This window comes from Brachybacterium epidermidis (assembly GCF_015209585.1).
Lineage (GTDB): Bacteria > Actinomycetota > Actinomycetes > Actinomycetales > Dermabacteraceae > Brachybacterium > Brachybacterium epidermidis.
This window is the reverse complement of sequence record NZ_JADEYR010000015.1, coordinates 1-17,520: the sequence shown is the minus strand read 5'-3', so window position 1 is coordinate 17,520 and position 17,520 is coordinate 1. Positions and strand designations below refer to the sequence as shown.

17 protein-coding genes are annotated in these 17,520 nt (G+C 70.5%); 8 read left to right on the top strand and 9 right to left on the bottom strand.

The features are described 5' to 3' along the window. The first annotated feature begins 2 nt into the window (after positions 1-2). The 4 genes from IOE58_RS11850 to IOE58_RS11835 are packed head-to-tail and all read left to right on the top strand — an operon-like array spanning position 3 to position 4,915. Positions 3-1,055: an ABC transporter ATP-binding protein gene (locus IOE58_RS11850; protein ID WP_193866588.1), complete on the top strand. Its 1,053-nt coding sequence runs from the start codon at positions 3-5 to the stop codon at positions 1,053-1,055. Further along, entirely contained in the window at positions 1,052-2,965 is a 1,914-nt protein-coding gene (locus tag IOE58_RS11845; RefSeq protein ID WP_193866587.1) for an ABC transporter permease, read from the top strand. The genes IOE58_RS11850 and IOE58_RS11845 overlap by 4 nt, the downstream gene beginning before the upstream one ends. Continuing rightward, positions 2,962-3,867: a glycerophosphodiester phosphodiesterase family protein gene (locus IOE58_RS11840; protein WP_193866586.1), complete on the top strand. Its 906-nt coding sequence runs from the start codon at positions 2,962-2,964 to the stop codon at positions 3,865-3,867. The genes IOE58_RS11845 and IOE58_RS11840 overlap by 4 nt, the downstream gene beginning before the upstream one ends. A 4-nt stretch (positions 3,868-3,871) precedes the next feature. Beyond that, entirely contained in the window at positions 3,872-4,915 is a 1,044-nt protein-coding gene (locus IOE58_RS11835) for a LacI family DNA-binding transcriptional regulator (RefSeq protein WP_193866585.1), read from the top strand. 74 nt (positions 4,916-4,989) lie between these two features. On the opposite strand, the gene IOE58_RS11830 is transcribed toward IOE58_RS11835, so the two are convergent. The 5 genes from IOE58_RS11830 to IOE58_RS11810 all read right to left on the bottom strand — a co-directional run bounded on the left by IOE58_RS11830 (position 4,990) and on the right by IOE58_RS11810 (position 9,792). Beyond that, the gene (locus tag IOE58_RS11830) at positions 4,990-5,919 is read right to left on the bottom strand and encodes a Na+-dependent transporter (protein WP_193866584.1); all 930 of its coding nucleotides are present in this window, start codon (positions 5,917-5,919) and stop codon (positions 4,990-4,992) included. Between the two features lie 34 nt (positions 5,920-5,953). Then, the gene (locus IOE58_RS11825) at positions 5,954-6,619 is read right to left on the bottom strand and encodes a response regulator (RefSeq protein ID WP_193866583.1); all 666 of its coding nucleotides are present in this window, start codon (positions 6,617-6,619) and stop codon (positions 5,954-5,956) included. After that, positions 6,616-7,824, bottom strand: coding sequence for a sensor histidine kinase (locus tag IOE58_RS11820; RefSeq protein ID WP_228019934.1), 1,209 nt, complete (start codon positions 7,822-7,824; stop codon positions 6,616-6,618). The genes IOE58_RS11825 and IOE58_RS11820 overlap by 4 nt, the downstream gene beginning before the upstream one ends. Positions 7,825-7,924: 100 nt before the next feature. After that, positions 7,925-8,767, bottom strand: coding sequence for an ABC transporter permease (locus IOE58_RS11815; protein WP_193866581.1), 843 nt, complete (start codon positions 8,765-8,767; stop codon positions 7,925-7,927). 47 nt (positions 8,768-8,814) lie between these two features. Continuing rightward, positions 8,815-9,792 carry an ABC transporter ATP-binding protein gene (locus IOE58_RS11810; protein ID WP_193866580.1) on the bottom strand — a complete coding sequence of 326 codons (978 nt, stop codon included), beginning with the start codon at positions 9,790-9,792 and terminating at the stop codon, positions 8,815-8,817. Between the two features lie 99 nt (positions 9,793-9,891). Between IOE58_RS11810 and IOE58_RS11805 the strand changes: the two genes are divergently transcribed. Then, positions 9,892-11,481 carry an amidohydrolase gene (locus tag IOE58_RS11805; RefSeq protein ID WP_348981970.1) on the top strand — a complete coding sequence of 530 codons (1,590 nt, stop codon included), beginning with the start codon at positions 9,892-9,894 and terminating at the stop codon, positions 11,479-11,481. 81 nt (positions 11,482-11,562) lie between these two features. Further along, entirely contained in the window at positions 11,563-12,363 is an 801-nt protein-coding gene (locus tag IOE58_RS11795) for a GNAT family N-acetyltransferase (protein WP_348981969.1), read from the top strand. A 133-nt stretch (positions 12,364-12,496) separates the two neighbouring features. On the opposite strand, the gene IOE58_RS11790 is transcribed toward IOE58_RS11795, so the two are convergent. Then, the gene (locus IOE58_RS11790; protein ID WP_193866577.1) at positions 12,497-12,829 is read right to left on the bottom strand and encodes a DoxX family protein; all 333 of its coding nucleotides are present in this window, start codon (positions 12,827-12,829) and stop codon (positions 12,497-12,499) included. 149 nt (positions 12,830-12,978) lie between these two features. Between IOE58_RS11790 and IOE58_RS11785 the strand changes: the two genes are divergently transcribed. After that, the gene (locus tag IOE58_RS11785) at positions 12,979-13,671 is read left to right on the top strand and encodes a Type 1 glutamine amidotransferase-like domain-containing protein (protein ID WP_193866576.1); all 693 of its coding nucleotides are present in this window, start codon (positions 12,979-12,981) and stop codon (positions 13,669-13,671) included. An 84-nt stretch (positions 13,672-13,755) separates the two neighbouring features. Here IOE58_RS11785 and IOE58_RS11780 read toward each other — a convergent pair whose 3' ends face one another. The 3 genes from IOE58_RS11780 to IOE58_RS11770 form a co-directional block, all read right to left on the bottom strand. Beyond that, entirely contained in the window at positions 13,756-14,256 is a 501-nt protein-coding gene (locus IOE58_RS11780; RefSeq protein ID WP_193866575.1) for a DnaJ family domain-containing protein, read from the bottom strand. 23 nt (positions 14,257-14,279) lie between these two features. After that, positions 14,280-14,804 (bottom strand): SRPBCC family protein, encoded by a 525-nt coding sequence (locus IOE58_RS11775; RefSeq protein ID WP_193866574.1) that lies wholly within the window; start codon positions 14,802-14,804, stop codon positions 14,280-14,282. 117 nt (positions 14,805-14,921) lie between these two features. Further along, on the bottom strand, positions 14,922-16,013 hold the full coding sequence (locus IOE58_RS11770; RefSeq protein WP_193866573.1) for a GNAT family N-acetyltransferase: 1,092 nt from the start codon (positions 16,011-16,013) through the stop codon (positions 14,922-14,924). A 72-nt stretch (positions 16,014-16,085) separates the two neighbouring features. Here IOE58_RS11770 and IOE58_RS11765 point away from each other — a divergent pair. Further along, positions 16,086-17,520, top strand: a 1,435-nt coding sequence (locus IOE58_RS11765; protein WP_193866572.1) for a 2,4-dienoyl-CoA reductase FMN-binding domain-containing protein, incomplete at its 3' end; no start/stop codon positions are given.

The window sequence follows — 17,520 nt, the reverse complement described above, 5'->3', positions numbered from 1 at the left end:
CCATGATCACCTTCGACGACGTGACCGTCACCTACGGAGACTTCACGGCGCTGCCTCAACTGGACCTCACCATCGATGAGGGTGAGTTCTTCACCCTGCTGGGACCGTCGGGCTGCGGTAAGTCCACCGCTCTGCGCACTCTCGCGGGGTTCGTCACCCCCAGCCGGGGGCGGATCATCGTGGCCGGCCGGGACGTCACCCGGGCCACCCCCGACAAGCGCGGGGTCGGCATGGTGTTCCAGAACTACGCCCTGTTCCCGTCGATGAACGTGCGCGACAACATCGCGTTCGGGCTCGCGACCCGCCGTACAGCCGCAGCCGAGCTGCGGCGCCGGGTCGACGAGATCGCCGAGCAGGTCAACCTCAGCCCGGAGCAGCTGGACAAGAACATCTCCGAGCTCTCCGGCGGTCAACAGCAGCGTGTGGCCATCGCACGCGCTCTGATCCTCAAGCCCAGCATCCTGCTGCTGGACGAACCTCTGTCGAACCTCGACGCGAAGCTGCGGCAGCAGTTGCGCGTCCAGCTCAAGGATCTCCAGTCACAGTTCGGCATCACCACCGTCTACGTCACGCACGATCAGGACGAGGCCCTCTCGATGAGCGACCGGATCGCGGTGATGAACCAAGGGCGCATCGAGCAGTTCGGCGCGCCGGCGGAGCTGTACGACGCCTCGGCGAGCGAGTTCGTGTGCACGTTCCTGGGGGACGTCAACCGGCTCACCCCGGGGCAGGTGGAGATGCTCAACGCCGGCGGAGCGGGCCTGGCCCCTGACCGCCGGCACTACGTTCGCGTGGAGAAGATCCGCCCGGAGAGCTCAGCATCGCACTCGACGCCACGCGGCGTCCCCCTGCAGGGACGGGTGCGGCGCCGCCGGTACGAGGGTGCCACCTCGACCTTCGAGATCGAGGTCGGAGACGGTCTCCTGCAGGTCATCCGCATCATGGATGACGCGCTGGGCACGGGCCTGTGGAGCCCTGGGGACGACGTGCGTCTGGTCATCGACCCTCAGCAGGTGCTCTCCTACACCCCGCCGGTCGAGGAGGCAGCGGCATGAGACGCTCAGGCACCTCGATGGGAGCCATGTTCCGCTCTCCCCTGTTCGCCGTGGTCTTCCTGGTCGTCGCCTGGTTCGTGGTGACCTTCATGGTGTGGCCCAACATCCGGCTGCTGCTGCAGGTGTTCCGTCCCGAGGGGGCCTGGAGCTTCGATGTCTTCCCCAAGCTCTTCTCCTCTGACCGCGCGATGCAGTCGCTCCGCAACTCCTTCCTGCTCGCCGTCGTCCTGTCGGTGTCGGTGAACGTGGTCGGCACCTTCATCGTGCTGGTGACCCGCTACTTCGACATCAAGGGATCGCGCATCCTGTTCGTCGGCTTCGCGACCACGCTGCTGTACGGGGGCGTGGTGCTGGTCTCCGGCTACAACCTGATCTACGGCCCCCGCGGGTTCGTGACGACCATCCTTTCCCGCTTCTTCCCCGGGATGGACACGGCGTGGTTCACCGGATTCCTTGCCGTCGCGCTGGTCTCCACCTTCGCCGGTACCGGCAACCATCTGCTGTTCATGACCAATGCCCTGAGCAAGGTCGACTTCCAGACCATCGAGGCGGCCAAGCAGCTGGGCGCCTCGACGTGGGGGATCCTGTGGAGGATCGTGCTGCCCGTGCTGCGGCCGATCATCTTCTCCATCACCATCCTCACGTTCCTCGGTGGGCTGGGCGCAATGGCGGCTCCTCTGATCCTGGGCGGGCCCGACTCCCAGCCCATCACGCCGATGATCCTGACCTTCTCCAACAGTCTGGCCTCCCGCGATCTGGCAGCGACTCTCGCTCTGTTCCTGGGGCTGGCCACCATGGTGCTGCTGGCGGTGCTGAACCGCCTCGAGCGCGGCGGGACCTACTTCTCCGTCTCCAAGGGCCCGGTGGCCCTGACGAAGCAGACGATCCGCAACCCCGTCGCCAACGCGATCGTGCACGTGGGGGCGTACCTGCTGTTCCTGATCTATGCGATCCCGCCGGGCCCGATCACGATCTTCTCGTTCACCGATGCGGCAGCCATCGCCTCGGGCACGATCTCCTGGGAGAGCTTCACCCTGGAGAACTACGCGAAGATCGTCCCCGCTCCGACCGCGTTCCGACCGTTCCTCATCTCCATGGGGTACTCGGCCGTCGCCTCCGGGACGGTGGTCATAGCGATGCTGTTCGTGGCCCGCATCCTGCAGCGCTTCCCCAACACGGTGACTCGCTGGCTGGAGTATCTGCTGCACCTGCCCTGGGTTCTTCCTGCCACGATGATCGCGCTCGCCCTGATCATCACCTTCAGCACCCCTCAGGCGCTGGTGGCCGGGCAGGTGCTCACCGGAACCGTCGTGATCCTGGCGATCGGCTACATCATCGAGAAGATCCCCTTCACGCTGCGCATGCTGAAGGCTTCGTTCATGGGGATCCCCGAGTCCGTGGAAGAGGCGGCCTCGATCCTCGGGGCCAGCCAGTTCTACACGTTCCGCAGGGTCCTGCTCCCGCTGGTGCTGCCGGCGGCCACCGCCATCGCTGCACTGAACTTCAACTCGTTGCTGGACAACTACGACACGGCGGTGTTCCTGGCCCACCCGTTCTTCCAGCCGCTGGGGATCTTCATCCGCAACGCCACCGCCAACGAGACCATCAACGACACCACCGCGCTGACCTTCGTGTACACGGTGCTGCTGATGCTGATCTCCGGCGTGACGATGTGGCTGGTCTACGGGCGCTCCACCACTTCCCGTCGACGTCGTCGGACCTGGCTGCGTGGACTCGGATCCCGACGTGCGACGCCTGCCCACGCAACCGCCACCACGGCCACCACCCAGCGGATCGCCGACGTCGCCGCAGGTAAACCCGACGGTGCCCCCGCGGCGCTGCCGCCCGCGCCGGCGCCATCCGCCGGTACTGATACTTCCGATCCCACCCCTGGAGGGAAATCACGATGAACAGCAGCCCGCAGCTGAACGCCACGAACATCCACCCCGATCCGTGGGGCGGCCGCCTTCTCGGGCATCCCGACCATGCCGGCACGAACGCGCTGCTGGCCTCACGCCTTGCCGTGCATTCGCCGCTGATCGCCGTTCACCGGGGGTCAGGGGCAGGCTCGATCGCGGAGAACACGGCGCCCGCGGTCACCGCGGCTCTTGCCCAAGGGGCCGACATCGTCGAGATCGACGTGATCGCCTCCACCGACGGCGACTACTTCCTGTTCCACAACGGCTACGAGGCGATGCACTTCGGTTTGGACAGGGACATCCGCGAGCTCTCAACCGCGCAGATGGAGCAGCTGGAGTACTCCTGGCAGGCCGAGTCCGATCCGCCCTACGGGCTGGCACGCCTGGATGACGTGCTGCAGGCCTTCCCAGGCACGATCCTGAACGTGGACCGCTCCTGGTGGTACTGGGATGATCTGCTCGACCACCTCGCCGGTTTCGGGGTCACCGACCAGCTGCTACTGAAGGCGCCCGTCGAGCAGGAGGCGCTGGAGCTGCTGGCTGACCATCCCGAACCGTTCCCGTTCCTCCCGATCGTGAAGTCCCCTGAGGAGGTTGAGCAGGTGCTCGCGATCGGCGAGATCAATACCGTCGCCATGGAACTGCTCGCTCAGACCCCCGATGACCCGTTCGCCGATCCGGCGTACATCCAGTCCCTGCGAGCGCGCGGCATCGCCGTCTACCTCAATGCGCTGAACCTCAGCAATCGCGTGCCGCTGTTCTGCGGATGGGACGACGAGGCGTCCGTGCTGTCGCACCCCGATGAGGGGTGGGGCAGACTCATCGCCCTCGGCGCGGATATCGTCCAGACCGACTGGCCGGCCCTGCTTCGGGACTATCGCGGCATAGGCTGACGGAGTGAGCGAGAACCTCAGGTCGGCGACCCTCACCCCGACGATGGACGATGTGGCACGGACGGCGGGTGTCTCCCGTGCGACCGTCTCCCGGGTCCTGGCAGGAACAGCTCGTGTCGCCGAGAGCACCGAGGACAGGGTCCTGCAGGCCATCAAGCAGCTCGGGTATGTCCCGAATCGCATGGCGCAGTCGCTTGCCACCCGGTCATCGGGATTGGTGGGGCTACTGCTGCGGGATCCCCGCAAGTCTGCCTACGGTCTGCTGCATTCGGAGCTCCAGCAGCTCTCCGATCGGGCGAACCTGCAGTTGATCACAGTGGTTCCCTCCAGCACGGAGGCATCCGCAGCGGAGAAGCAGGCCCTGCAGCGGCTCCTGGGGCTACGGGTGGACGGCCTCTTCGTCGCCACCGGAGTCATCGGCCCCGAGGATCTCGCGCCGTTCCTCTCCGTCGTACCGGTGGTGTCCGTGGGCCGACCGGAGGCGCATGACGGTGTGTACGGGGTCTCCTACGACGAGGTCGCGCACGGTCACATGGCGGCCGATCTGCTCCTTCGGCACGGGCACCGCGACATTGCGGTCCTCGCCACCGCCGCGAGCGTCTCGGTACCGGAATCGGTGAGGGCTGAGGCGATCGTCTCGCGTTTGCGGGAGCGTGGCGCTGCTGTGCACCGGGTGGAGGCCACCACATTCGGCATCGGCGCGGAGCACTCGCACCGGATCGCGGACATGGTGCGGGAGGGGACGATCACTGCTGTCGCGTTCCCGACCGACGACAGGGCCCTCGACTTCCTCACCATTGCACGCAAGTCCGGATTGCGAGTCCCCGGTGAGGTCTCCGTGATCGGGATGGACGGGATCTCCCCTGCCATGGCCATGATCGGACTGGCCACGGTGCGCATCCCCATCGAAGCCGTCGCAGATCGGGCGGTGACGGTGATGGGCGACCTGTTGGAGCACAGAGACTCCCTCCCCATTCGTCACGAGAAGTTCCGCGGACATACGGTCGACGGTCCGACCCTGGGGCCACCGCCGCGCAGGAAGAGCTGAACAGGCGGTTCTGCTCCGCGGTCAGGCAGCGGGGGTTGCCTGCAATCCGGCGACCATCGCGGCTGGGGGCGTGCTCAGTCCGAGCGCGGCCCGACGATGCCCAGCAGCACACCCGCAGATGTCCTCTCCCCCGCCCGCCTGCGGCGCGCGTACCCGGTGGCCAGCGCATACGGCACCAGCATCACGAAGCCCACGGCGCTCAGCAGCAGGATCGCCAGCACCAGTTGGTGGCTGTCCTCCCCCGCTGAGCGTGCCACCAGCAGGGCAGCGGCGATGTTGCGCTGGCTGGAGAGGATCGCGGGGCCGTCCGGCACGGTGAGGGTGGGTCCGGCCAGTTCTCCGGAGACCCGGCCGGCCACGAAGGCGAGGATCACCAGCCCTGCTGCGACCAGCAGCGCCGGGGAGAACAGCACCTCCAGCAGCAGGGAGGTGTTGCGGCCGAAACCGGACACGAACATCAGCACCGCCGAGACCGCCGCGACAGCCCCCGCCGTCCGGGCGAGGCCGTCGGCCCGGGTGGGGAGCACGGCGCTGATGGCGATGCCGGCGAGCATCGGCAGCAGCATGGTCCCCAGCAGCCGTCGGGCGATCGCCCACGCATCCACCTGCACGTCCTGCAGCAGGAAAGGCACCACCAGCGGCATGAACACGATCGAGCCCAGCAGCAGCACCGCCATGGGACCTGCCGATTCGGAATAGGGGATGCGGGCCATCGCTCCCAGCTGCAGCACGAAGGGCGCCCCGGCCGCGCACAGGACGATCACGAACCCCTCGGCGATGTGCGGGGCCATCAGGCCGTTGAGCAGCCAGATCAGCAGGGTGCCGACGGCGGGGATCACCACGAAGTTGGCTCCCAGCAGTGCCAGCACGGTGCGGCGGTCGCGCAGCTGGGCGCGGAAGGAGCGCAGAGGGGTGCGCAGGCCCATCGAGAGCATCGACGCGATCGCGAAAGCCGGGACGCTGATCTGGATCAGCAGTCCCAGGAGCGATTCGAGCGTGTGCACCGAGGAATCCTATGAGGCCGGTGGTGCGGCGGTCTCACAGCCAGCCGTTGTCGGTGGCGACCCTCACGGCGTCCGCGCGGGTGGAGACCTGCAGCTTCCCGATGGCGGAGGAGATGTGGTTGCGCACCGTCCCTTCGCTGAGGAACAGGGACCGGGCGATCACGGCGGTGGAGTCCCCCTGGGCGGCGGCGCGCAGGATCTCCGTCTCCTTGGCGGTCAGCGGGCTGGGGCCGACGGCCAGCGATTGGGCGGCCAGGTCCGGATCGACCACGCGCAGTCCCTGGTGGACCCTGCGGATCGCATCGACCAGGCGCTCCACGGGGGTGTCCTTGACCATGAAGCCCTGGGCGCCGGCCTCCATGGTGCGGCGCAGGTACCCGGCCCTGCCGAACGTGGTCAGCACGATGATGCGCGGGGGCTGTTCCATCGTCCGGTGCAGGTGCCGCGCCACCTCGATGCCGTCCTCGGGCACCGCGCCGTCGGGCGCGCCACCGTCGGGATGTGGGGCGCCCGGCGGGGAACCGGCGGGCATCTGCACGTCCAGCAGCAGCACGTCGGGGGTGTGTTCGTGGACCGCGCGGATGGTGCCGGCGCAGTCCGCGGTCTCGGCCACGACCTCGATGTCGGACTCCAGGCGCAGCAGAGCCACCAGTCCGGAGCGCAGGATGTGCTGGTCATCGGCGATGACGAGTCGGATCACAGGGTCTCCTTCGGCGAGCCGGGACGCGGGGAAGCGAGGGCGGGGCCCATCGTCGCCGTGACGGTGGTGCCCGCCGGGGAGGACTCCACGGCGAGCGCTCCCCCGGCGTCGGCAACGCGCTGCTCGAGCCCGCGCAGCCCGGTGCGGCCGGTGCCCTCGGGGATCCCCACGCCGTCGTCGCTGATGCTGACCTCGTCCTCCGAGATGGTGATGCGGGCGTGCTCGGCGCGGGCGTGGCGGACGATGTTGGTGACCGCCTCCCGAACCACGTAGCCGAACAGTTCGGCACGTTGGTCATCGAGGGTGGGCAGTGCGCTGGGCACCTGGGCGTCGATGCCGACGGCGGCCAGCACGCTGCGGGCGGAGGCGATCTCGGTGGCGGCGCGCACGGTCTGCATGCCGCTGGCGGTGGCGCGCACATCGGCCAGCGACTGGCGCAGGGTGGACTCGATGTGGGCGAGCTGCTCATGGGCCGCCGCCGGATCGGTGTCCAGCAGGCGCTGCGCGAGCTGGGCGGAGACGGTCGCGGAGGTCAGGGAGTGGCCCAGGATGTCGTGGAGGTCGCGGCCGATGCGCTCGCGCTCCGCGGCTACCGCGAGGGCGGCGTTGCGGCGCTCAGCGGCATCGAGCTTCTCCTGCAGCACCTGCTGCTGGATGCCGTGGCCGATGCCCCAGGACATCGCCAGGCCCATCACCGCCAGCATCACCGCGAAGTACACGCCGAGCCACGCGGCGATGCCGGCGACCGCCACGCACATCACCACCATCGTGGGCACTGCCCAGCGCCAGGGCAGCAGGATCACGTGGGTCATGGCCTGGAACATCACCATGAACAGCACGTTCTCGCCGATCACGGGGATCAGTGCCAGCACCAGAGCGGTCATCAGGGCGAACCACACCAGCCTCACCGGCTGCGGGTACAGGGCGATGCCGGAGGCGTACACGAAAAGCACGCCGTAGACCAGCAGCATCCCGGTGGCGACGGCGGCCCCGATGCCGGGCGCCTGGATCCACGCGAAGACGATCGGCAGGAGCAGGAACACCGTCGGGGGCAGGGAGAACGGCACCGCCCCGGATTCGACGGCGGCCCGATGGATCTCCGCCGGGTGCAGGGACCGGGCGGGAGCGTCCTCAGCGATGGCGGGGTCGGCGGCCTGCGCCATTCCCGCCCAGCGCGGCCCGGAGGTCTCGTCCGTGGTGTCCATCGCGGTCATTGTGTCAGTGCTCCTCGGTGCGCGGTCGCGTCGTCGCGTCGGGGCCGGGCCGTCTCACGTGCGGGTCCGCCCCGTGTCACGGGGGGCCGGGTCAGCGGCGGGTGAGGCCGATGGCCTTGGACAGGCTCACCGCGCACAGCACACCGAGCACCAGGGTCCAGGTGCCGATCACCAGCAGTCCGGTCACGGGCAGGTCCCCGCCGATGAGGGTCCACTCGCCCAGCTGGGCGATCCAGTAGCTGGGCAGCAGGCGCCCGGTGCTCTGCATCCACTCGGGGAACATCTCCAGCGGCATCCACAGCCCGCCGAAGATCGCCAGGGCCATCAGGACCACCACGCCCCCGGCGGAGGCCGCGCCTCCCTTCAGCAGCATTCCCAGCGCGATGCCGATGAGGATGGTGGGCAGCAGGCCCAGCCACAGCACGCCCATGGTGGCCATGAACGAGCCGGCGTCGGCCTGCACCCCGGTGGCCAGCCCGACGAGCCCAACGATCATCAGGGCGGGCACGATCACCACGCTGGCGGCGAGCACGGAGCCCAACAGGAAGGAGCGCGGGGACAGACCGGAGACGATCAGCTGGCGCAGGAAGCCGTTGCGCTGGTCCTCCTGGATCTGGGTGCCAGCGGTGATGGCGGTGCCGAGCCCGCCGTAGGCGGCCATGTTGACCATCACGATGCCGCGGGCGGCGCCGTCGGCCTGGTCGCCGAACATGGTGCCGAACAGGAGGTACATGCCCACTGGCATCGCGATCGAGAAGGCCATGAAGAACACGTTGGTCAGGGTCATGCGGGCGGTGTGCCCGGTGTAGCGCAGAGCGCGGGCGGTGGCGGAGGGCTGGTGGCGTGCCTCGGGAGCGGGGCGCGCGGAGCCGGTGGCAGGGGTATCGCGCCCCGGGCCGGAGGCGGGGGTGGCGGTGAGGTCGGCGGTGGTCATCGTGGATCTCCTCGGGAAATGGGGGCGTGGGAAGGGCGCCGCCGCTCTCAGGCGGCGGTCTCGTCGCTGTGACCAGTGATGTGCATGAAGGCCTCCTCGAGCCCGGGAGCGGTGACCAGCACGTCGTGCACCTGGTCGGCGAGGGGTGAGGCGTACAGGGCGCGCAGGGCCGCGTCGGCGTCGGCGCACACGGCCCGCACCCGGGTGGGGTCGGCCTCGTCGGGGGCCGCGGCCTCGACACCGGGCAGTGCCGCGACGGCTGCGGCGTGGGCCCCGCGCAGGGTGATGATGCGCCCGGCGACCAGGGCGGAGATGGTCTCGGCGCTGCCGTCGGCGACGATGCGGCCGCGGTCCATGACCACCACGCGGGCGGCTTCGCGCTCGGCCTCCTCGAGGTGGTGGGTGGCGAACACGATGGTGCGGCCGGTGGCGGCGACCTCGCGCATGCGGTGCCAGAAGGCGCGGCGGGCCGTGACGTCCATGCCGACGGTGGGCTCGTCCAGCAGCAGCACGTCCGGGTCGCCCAGCAGCGCGATCGCGAAGCGCACCCGCTGGGCTTGCCCTCCGGAGAGGCGGCCGATGCGGCGGCCCATCAATTCGCCGATGTCAGCCTGCTCGACAGCCTGCGCGAGCGGCATAGGACGGGCCTGCAGGGAGTGCAGCATCGTGAGCATGGAGCGCACGGTCTGGTCCGGCAGCAGGGCACCGCTCTGCAGCATTGCCCGGATCACGCCGGAGCGGGTGGCGGTGACGGGGTCGGCGCCGTGGATCGCCACGCGGCCGGAATCCGGGGTGGCCAGCCCCACCATCACCTCCATGCAGGTGGACTTCCCGGCGCCGTTGGGGCCCAGCAGTGCGAGGATCTCCCCGGGCTGCACGGTGAGGTCCACACCGTCCAGGGCGCGCACCGGGCCGTAGCTCTTGCGCAGGCCGCGCAGGGAGATCGCGGCGGTCTCGGCCGTGGGGTCGGCGGCACGGCTACTGCTGAGGGAATCAGGGGTGGGGGCGAGGGTTGCGCTGTTCATGGGGACCAGCCTTCCGCCCCGGGGCGTCCGGTCCCAGGCACCGCGGTCACGTCGTGACCATGACGGGTGTCATGGTGCGGGGCTGGGTAGCCTGGATCGGTGCTGATCAGACAGGTGCGAGTGCGCGAACCGGCGGCCGGCGCCGCCGCGGGCTCGGGGGCCGGCGCCGCCGTGGGCTCAGGGGCCGGCGCCGCCGCGACCTCCCCGATGAATGTGCACGTCACCGACGTGCGTATCACCGGCGGCGTGATCGTCGAGATCGGTGATCGCCTGGCCCGTCGGTCCGGCGAGGAGGTGCTCGACGGCGGCGGCGCGATCGCGATCCCGGGCCTGTGGGACCAGCACGTGCATTCCAGTCAGCTGGCGCAGGCCCATTCGCGGCTGGACACCACCGGCGCGGGGAGCGCGTCAGCGATTCTGTCCCTGGTGCAGCAGGAGCTGGCCCGGCGGCAGGAGACCGGTCGTCGCCGCGAAGAGGCACTGGTGGGGTTCGGGCACCGGCTGGTGGACCTGCTGGTGCCGCCCACAGTACCGATGCTGGATGAGGTGACCGGTGAGGTGCCCACGGTGCTGATCGGCGGAGACGCCCACCACGCCTGGATGAACTCAGCGGCGCTGCGGGCCCTCGGTGCACCCCCGCGGGACGGGGTGGTGGGCGAGGACGAGTGGTTCGACCTGGTCTCGCTCATGCCCGCCCTCCCCGGGGTCGGGGCGCAGGTCGCCACGGGCATGGCGATGCTGCAGCGTCAGGCCCTTGAACGCGGTGTGGTGGGCCTGGTCGACATGGAATGGGGCCGGGTGTGGGAGACTTGGCAGCGGCTGGGCAGCTCACTGCGGGTGCGCACCGGCGTGTACACCGAGGACCTCGACTTCGTGCCGGGTCCGACGGGCGTGGTGCTGGACGCGCCCGGCCCCGCAGGGAAGAGCCTGGTGGAAATGGGTCCGCTGAAGGGGATCCTGGACGGCGCGCTCGGCTCCCACACCGCCTACACCCGCACGTCCTACGCCGGGGGGCACGGCCCGGTCGGGCACGGGGTGCTCACCTGGGAGCCGGAGGAGCTGGTGGCCGCGCTGCGCCGCGCGAAGGGCCTGGGCCTGCGCGCCGCGGTGCACGCGATCGGCGACGCGGCTGCCGGGGTGGCGCTGGAGGCGATCGAGCGAGCCGGGGTCCCGGCCCGAGTGGAGCACGCGCAGATGCTGAGCGACCAGGACGTGGATCGGATGGCCCGCCTCGGGGTGGCCGCTTCGGTCCAACCGGCCCATCTGCTCGATGACCGCGATCCCACCGAGGAGCTGTGGCACGACCGCACCGATCAGGCGTACCGCCTACGGGATCTGCTGGATGCGGGGGTGGAGCTGGTGCTCGGCTCCGACGCCCCGGTGGCGCCGCTGGACCCGTGGCTGGCGATGGCCGCCGCCGTGCACCGCAGCGCCGACGAGCGCGAGGGGTGGCTGCCCCGTCAGCAGTTGCAGCCGCGCGAGGCGCTGGCAGCATCGACTGACGGGGTGGGAGGGCTCGTTGTCGGCGGCAGGGCCGATGTGGTGCTGCTGGAGCAGGACGTGTTCGAGGACGTGCCCCTCGGGGCCGACGGGGTGATGGTCGATGCCGCGGCCCGCGAGGCCGCGCAGCGCCTGCGGGAGGCACGCGTGCTGGCCACGGTGGTGGCGGGGCGGGTCGCGGCGGGCTGAGCCGCCATGACACAGCGACCCCTGAGTTGTGGTGTCCCCCGCTATTGAGGCTCGAGGGGTGAACAGTTGGCGGTATGCGGGGTGGATTCCGCCAACTGCGGCGACGTCGCCGCGTCGGCTCGCACGGTGGCGTCGAACCGCACGGTGGAGCCGACCCGCACGGTGGCGTCGACTCGCACGGTGGCGTCGACCCGCACGGTGGCGCCGACTCGCACGGTGGCGTCGACTCGTATGGTGGCGTCGACCCGTGAGGTGACAACCCGCGTCGTGACGTCATGGCGATTCACGAAGCCTTCCGGCAGCACGACTAGCATTCTGCGGATGACGCTCGAACTGCGCCCCCCCCGCCACGAGGACGAAACTGCGCTGCGTGGCATTCACGCGCAGATGCTGGAGGAGAACTTCGAGTTCCTGCTCGCCGAGGGTGAGGACTGGGGCGCCGTGCTCGAGCAGGTCACGCGCGAGTCCCGAGGCGTCGATCTTCCTCCCGGCCGGGTGCGCGCTGACTTCCTGGTGGCCGAGGTCGACGGCGTCATCGTCGGCCGCACCTCCGTCCGCTACGCGCTGACCGACTTCTTGCGCGAGGTCGGTGGTCACGTCGGCTACGCGGTGGCTCCCCCGTTCCGCCGCCGAGGGCATGCCACCGAGATCCTGCGCCAGTCCTTGGCCCGGCTGGCCCAGGCGGGGGTGGAGCGCGCCCTGGTGACGTGCGATGACGACAACCTCGGTTCGATCCGGACGATCGAGCGATGCGGGGGTGAGCTGGAGGACGTACGCAACGCGGGAGCGGACGTGCCGAAGCGGCGCTACTGGATCGATACCGGTGGTTTCATCGTCATGGACCGCATCCGGGGCAGCAGCGATCCCGTGCTGCGTGGGTGATGGCCCTGCTGGCCGAGCACACGGTCTCGCGCCGAGCGGGGCAGCTTCTTCACCGGACGCGCGACCCCGGCCACGACAGCGGCGAGATTGCCATTGCTTTGTGTACACATAGGTGTTGCGGAGAGGAACGGGGTCAGCCGCGGCGGGCCACGCGCAGCGCCTGCGCGATGAGCACTCCCTGCAGCGGCAGCCTGCCAAGGGCGATCGCCCGCATCCTGGGCGGCTTTCTCCGCCAGTCGATCGCCATCTGCACATTGGCGGGAAACACCGCCACGAAAAGCGTCGCCGCGGCCAGGCCGCCCAGCCTCCGGGTGCGGGGCACCGCGATCAGAGCGGCCGTGGCGACCTCGGCCAGGCCGGAGGCATAGGTGTAGGCGCGAGGCGATCCGGGCAGTGCCCGCGGGACGATGCTGTCGAACGGCTCTGGGCGCACGGCGTGCATGATGCCGGCCGCTCCGAGCAGCATCGTCAGGAAGATAGTGGTGCGCGGCGCACCGGGGCGGGAAGGGCTCGCTGGGCCGAGCATGGAACTCCGATGTGTGGGGGCGCGGACCTGCCGCTCTGATTGTCGAAGCGTACTGCCTGCGCCCGGAATCACTGCCGTAGCCTTCCTGCATGAGCATCGTCCTGGCCGGCGGCGGCCCGACGTCCACACGGCCCACCACCATCTCCCCCTTCCTGGAGGCATGCCAGGGCATGACGGGGCACGTCGCCATGCTCAATGCGGGCACCGCCGAGATCGCTGCGCAGTTCGCGTGGGACTATCTGGAGCTGCTCGAGCCCCTCGAGGCGGACGTGCGGGTGGTTCCCCTGGACGGCGGCCCGGTGGCCGAGGAGATCCGCACCGCGGGTGCGATCGTGGTCGCCGGTGGCCCCACCCCGCAGTACATGGACTCCCTGCATCCGCATGCCGATCTGCTGCGTGAGCGGGTGAGCGGCGGTGTGCCCTACCTCGGGTTCTCCGCCGGGGCGGCCGTCGCCTCCGCCAACGCCCAGGTGGGCGGGTACCGGCTGGGCGGCATCGAGGTGTGCCCGCAGGAGTGGTCCGAGGGCCTGGACGAGCTCACGTTCCGACCCGGTCTGGGCCTGGTGCCGTGGTCGGTGGATGCGCACGCCGCCCAGGCGGGCACCCTGGGCCGGATCGTCCGCGCCGTCGAGGCGGGACTGTGCGGGGATGCGGTCGCGATCGACGAGGACACCGCCCTGGCGAAGGCCGCGGACGGGTCCGTGAGCGTCACCGGCTCCGGCCAGCTGTGGTGGGTGCGCGCCAGCCGGGGCGGCGTGCAGGTGTCGACGCAGAGGCCCTGAGCCGATGGCCGCTGTTCCGGTGTCGACATCCTGGCCAAGGATCCTGCCGGCGCGCCGGGACCCCGTACGCCCAGTCGTGCCGTCTCAGCGGGAACGACGCCCGAAATACCACCAGCGGCGACGCTGCCGTGGCACCTGATCACCGGCCTGCGCAACGGGCGGTTGCGCTCGATCTGCCTCGGCACGCAGTTCCCGCCACCGGGCCACCGCCTGCTCGGGATCCATCTCGGGGGCGAGCATGCGGGCCATGGGGCTGCGCAGGCGGTCGTCCCGGACCCTCCGCGTGTAGTCCTCGGCGTACTCGCGCACCTCCTGTTCGGTGGACAGCACGGCCAAGGTCTCCTCGCGCCGCTCGTACTCCCGGCGCAGCAGCATCACCACCGGCAGCAGCGCGTCGCGGTCCACGTCCTCCCCGTCTATGCGCTGCTTGATCCACCAGTCCGGGTCGTGCCGCGAGGGCAGGCGCAGGGGCTTGCCGGCGAGCGCGAGGTCGTCGAAGTCCCCGCGGGCGATCGCGGCATCGACCGGGTCCTCGGGCCGGAACGGGTCCGGGTCCTCGGGCCGGAACGGGTCACCGGACGTCACGGAAGCGCCACCACCATGCAGGCTCAGGCCACCGTGCCGGTGCCGCCGTCGGGGTCGAGGTGCCCGGCGCCGCCGCTCTCGGCGAGCTCCGCGAGCCTGTCGATCGAGGCCATCAGCATCTCGGCGGTGGTGGAGCGGGCCCTGTCGAAGCGGCTCTCGTCGGTCAGCTGGGACCAGTCGTAGATGTGCTCCACCACGGTCACGTCGTCCGCGAGCGGGGTGAGGCGCCAGCCCCAGCGGTGACCGGCCGGCTGCTCCCCCTGGGAGGCGGGCATCCAGGCGATCTCCCGGCCCTCCTCGAAGGCCACCACGTGGTTCTCGCGCACCTTGCCCTTGGTGAGGGTCATCGCGAACACGTCGCCGACGGCGTGGACACGCTGACCCTCGGCGGCTTCACGCAGGTTGTCGTTGCCATCCCAGCGGGGCTGATGAGACGGGTCGGCGATCAGCTCGAAGATGCGCACGGCAGGAGCGTTGATCTCACGGGAGGCGGTCACCGCCCGGGACTGGGCGTCATCGGATGCGGCGGAGGCGGTGTTCTCGCTCATGCGCCCATGGTGGCACCGGACCGTGCGGATCGCGACCATCGGCATGATGTACAGGAGCGCGGCCAGCAGCGCCCTCGGCGAGGTGCGGGCCCCGAGCCCCGACCGGGAGGCACCTGCTCAGGTGGGGCCGATCGCAGTCTCGTGCGGCACTCGCGCCAGCAGCCCGTCGGAAAGGTCAGGACGGCCCTGGAGGGCGATCTCGCGGAAGGCGATCCGGTACCCCAGCCGCTCGTTGATCCCGATCATCCACGGGTTCACATGCGAGTTGAAGGTGACCAGGGACCGCACCTCCGGCAGCTCACTGCTCAGCAGGCGGTGGGTGGCCACCTTGAGGGCGAGACCCAGGCCATGGCCACGGTGCTCCGGCATGACCAGGGTGTTCTCCTGCCAGGCGATGGTGGTGCCGGGCGCAGTCTGGACGTGCACCTCGGAGTTGCCGACGATGGAGCCGTCCGGTGCCACGGCCACGGCGGTCAGGGCACGCCCGCCGCTCTCGCGTCGGCGCTGCTCCATGAGGCGGATCCGCTCGGGGGTGTACTCGGCCGGTTCTTCCTCGACGTCCTCGTCGGGCTCATCGAGCGCCATCTGACGCAGCAGCTGCCCGTAGGCCCCCAGGTGCTCCTGGGGCACCTGGTCCTCCCACAGCTCGATGCGGTACCCGCCCCGCTTCTGCCGGGACTCCTCCTCGAGCGCATCGAGCAGGGAGTCCTCGATCGGCAGTGGCAGCAGCCGGCACACGGAGACATTCCTGCGGCTCAGGCCCAGGCGAGCCGCGAGACGGTTCACGGGCAGCGCAGGATCGTCGACCTCGCCGTGCGCAGGGATCTCTCCCCATGCGGTGACGAGCGTGCGGTCCGAGCCGTGGATCGCCGGGGCCAGGGCCTGCTCCAGCATCGCCGTGGCGATCCCCTGCCCGCGGAAGGCGGGATGGGTGGTGATGCCGAGGTGCACCGTCTCGAGGTTCTCCGTCAGGGGGAACAGGAGCGAGGCGGTGCCCACCACGCTGCTGCCTCCGGCCATCTGCTCCACCAGGGCGATGTACCGCTGCTGCCGCCAGTACGGGGTGTCGCGGTACAGGGTGCGCATCTGGTCAAGGGTCCGCTCCTCGTGGCCGCCGTAGCTGGCGTCGTCGGAGGCCGTGCTGACGGCCCCGTACTGCTCCAGCTCCGCGTCGGAGGAGAGGTCCAGGGGGCGGATCGTGATGTGCATGGGGAAAGTCGACCACGGCGGGCCCGCCGTGTGCACGCCAATTTCTCCCCGCCCGCCTGGCACAATCGCGACATGCACACTGCGAGCCCCGGGTATGCCCGCCTGCTGTCCCCGCTGGACCTGGGGCGGTTCGAGGTGCGCAACCGCATCGTGATGGGCTCGATGCACGTGGGCCTGGAGGACTCCCCCGCCGATGCCGAGAAGCTCGCGGCCTACCTGGCCGAACGCGCCCGTGGCGGCGCGGGGCTGATCGTCACCGGTGGCTACTCCCCCAATCGCACCGGCCGCCTGACCCCGCGGGGCGCTCAGGTCGACGCGCGCACCGCAGAGCGGCACCGGGTGATCACCCGCGAGGTCCACGAGGCCGATGGCCGCATCCTGCTGCAGCTGCTGCACGCCGGCCGCTACGCCTTCCATCCGCTGGCGGCCTCCGCGCAGGCCGGCCGCTCGCCCCTGTCGCCCTTCCGCGCGCGCCGCCTCACCCGGCGAGGCGTGCAGCGCACCGTCGAGGACTTCGCCTCCGCCGCGGCCCGTGCCGTGGAGGCGGGCTATGACGGGGTGGAGCTGATGGGATCGGAGGGGTACCTGCTGAACCAGTTCCTGGCCCCGGCCACCAACCGTCGCCGCGACCGGTGGGGCCGCGGTGCGGAGGCCCGTCGGACCTTCCCGCTGGCCGTGGCCCAGGCCGTGCGCGAGGCGATCGGGCCGGACGCCCTGCTCAGCTACCGCATCTCCCTGCTGGACCTGGTGCCGGAGGGGCAGGACTGGGTGGAGACCATGGTGCTGGCCCGCGGCCTGGTCGAGCGCGGCGTCGATGTGCTGTCCACCGGCATCGGCTGGCACGAGTCGAGGGTGCCCACTATCGTCACCTCCGTCCCGCGGGCCGCGTTCGCACCGCTCACCGAGCGGCTGCGGATGAACGTGGATGTGCCGGTGATCGCCTCCAACCGGATCCACGACCCGGCGGTGGCCGAGCAGGTGCTGGCCGCCGGTCAGGCGGATCTGATCTCCATGGCGCGCCCGCTGCTGGCCGATCCGCACCTGCCGCGGAAGCTGACCGAGGGCAGGGCCTCCCAGGTCGTGCCGTGCATCGCCTGCAATCAGGCTTGCCTGGACAGGGTGTTCGACGGCAAGCGGGCCAGCTGCCTGATGAACCCGCGCGCCGGCCGGGAGACGGAACTGGTGCTCACCCCGGTGCTGCAGCGCCGGCAGCGGAAGGTCGCGGTGGTGGGCGCCGGCCCGGCGGGTCTGGAAGCCGCTCTGGCGGCGGCGGAGCGCGGGCACGTGGTCACCCTGTTCGAGGCCACCGACGAGCTGGGCGGCCAGCTGCGGATGGCGGCCCGCATCCCCGGCAAGGAGGACTACGCCCAGGCCCTGCGCTCCTGGCCCACGCGCCTGGCGGCGGCGGGGGTGGGGATCCGGCTCGGGGTGCGCCCCTCGGCGCAGGACCTGCTGGGCTTCCACGACGTCGTGATCGCCACCGGGGTGCTGCCGCGCGAGGTGGACC

Excerpts from the sequence above, each read along its gene's own strand:
- IOE58_RS11850 (WP_193866588.1), top strand. The coding sequence starts at position 3 with ATGATCACCTTCGACGACGTGACCGTCACCTACGGAGACTTCACGGCG.
- IOE58_RS11845 (WP_193866587.1), top strand. The coding sequence starts at position 1,052 with ATGAGACGCTCAGGCACCTCGATGGGAGCCATGTTCCGCTCTCCCCTG.
- IOE58_RS11840 (WP_193866586.1), top strand. The coding sequence starts at position 2,962 with ATGAACAGCAGCCCGCAGCTGAACGCCACGAACATCCACCCCGATCCG.
- IOE58_RS11820 (WP_228019934.1), bottom strand. The coding sequence starts at position 7,824 with ATGGACACCACGGACGAGACCTCCGGGCCGCGCTGGGCGGGAATGGCG.
- IOE58_RS11815 (WP_193866581.1), bottom strand. The coding sequence starts at position 8,767 with ATGACCACCGCCGACCTCACCGCCACCCCCGCCTCCGGCCCGGGGCGC.
- IOE58_RS11810 (WP_193866580.1), bottom strand. The coding sequence starts at position 9,792 with ATGAACAGCGCAACCCTCGCCCCCACCCCTGATTCCCTCAGCAGTAGC.
- IOE58_RS11790 (WP_193866577.1), bottom strand. The coding sequence starts at position 12,829 with ATGCTGCTCGGAGCGGCCGGCATCATGCACGCCGTGCGCCCAGAGCCG.
- IOE58_RS11785 (WP_193866576.1), top strand. The coding sequence starts at position 12,979 with ATGAGCATCGTCCTGGCCGGCGGCGGCCCGACGTCCACACGGCCCACC.
- IOE58_RS11775 (WP_193866574.1), bottom strand. The coding sequence starts at position 14,804 with ATGAGCGAGAACACCGCCTCCGCCGCATCCGATGACGCCCAGTCCCGG.
- IOE58_RS11770 (WP_193866573.1), bottom strand. The coding sequence starts at position 16,013 with ATGCACATCACGATCCGCCCCCTGGACCTCTCCTCCGACGCGGAGCTG.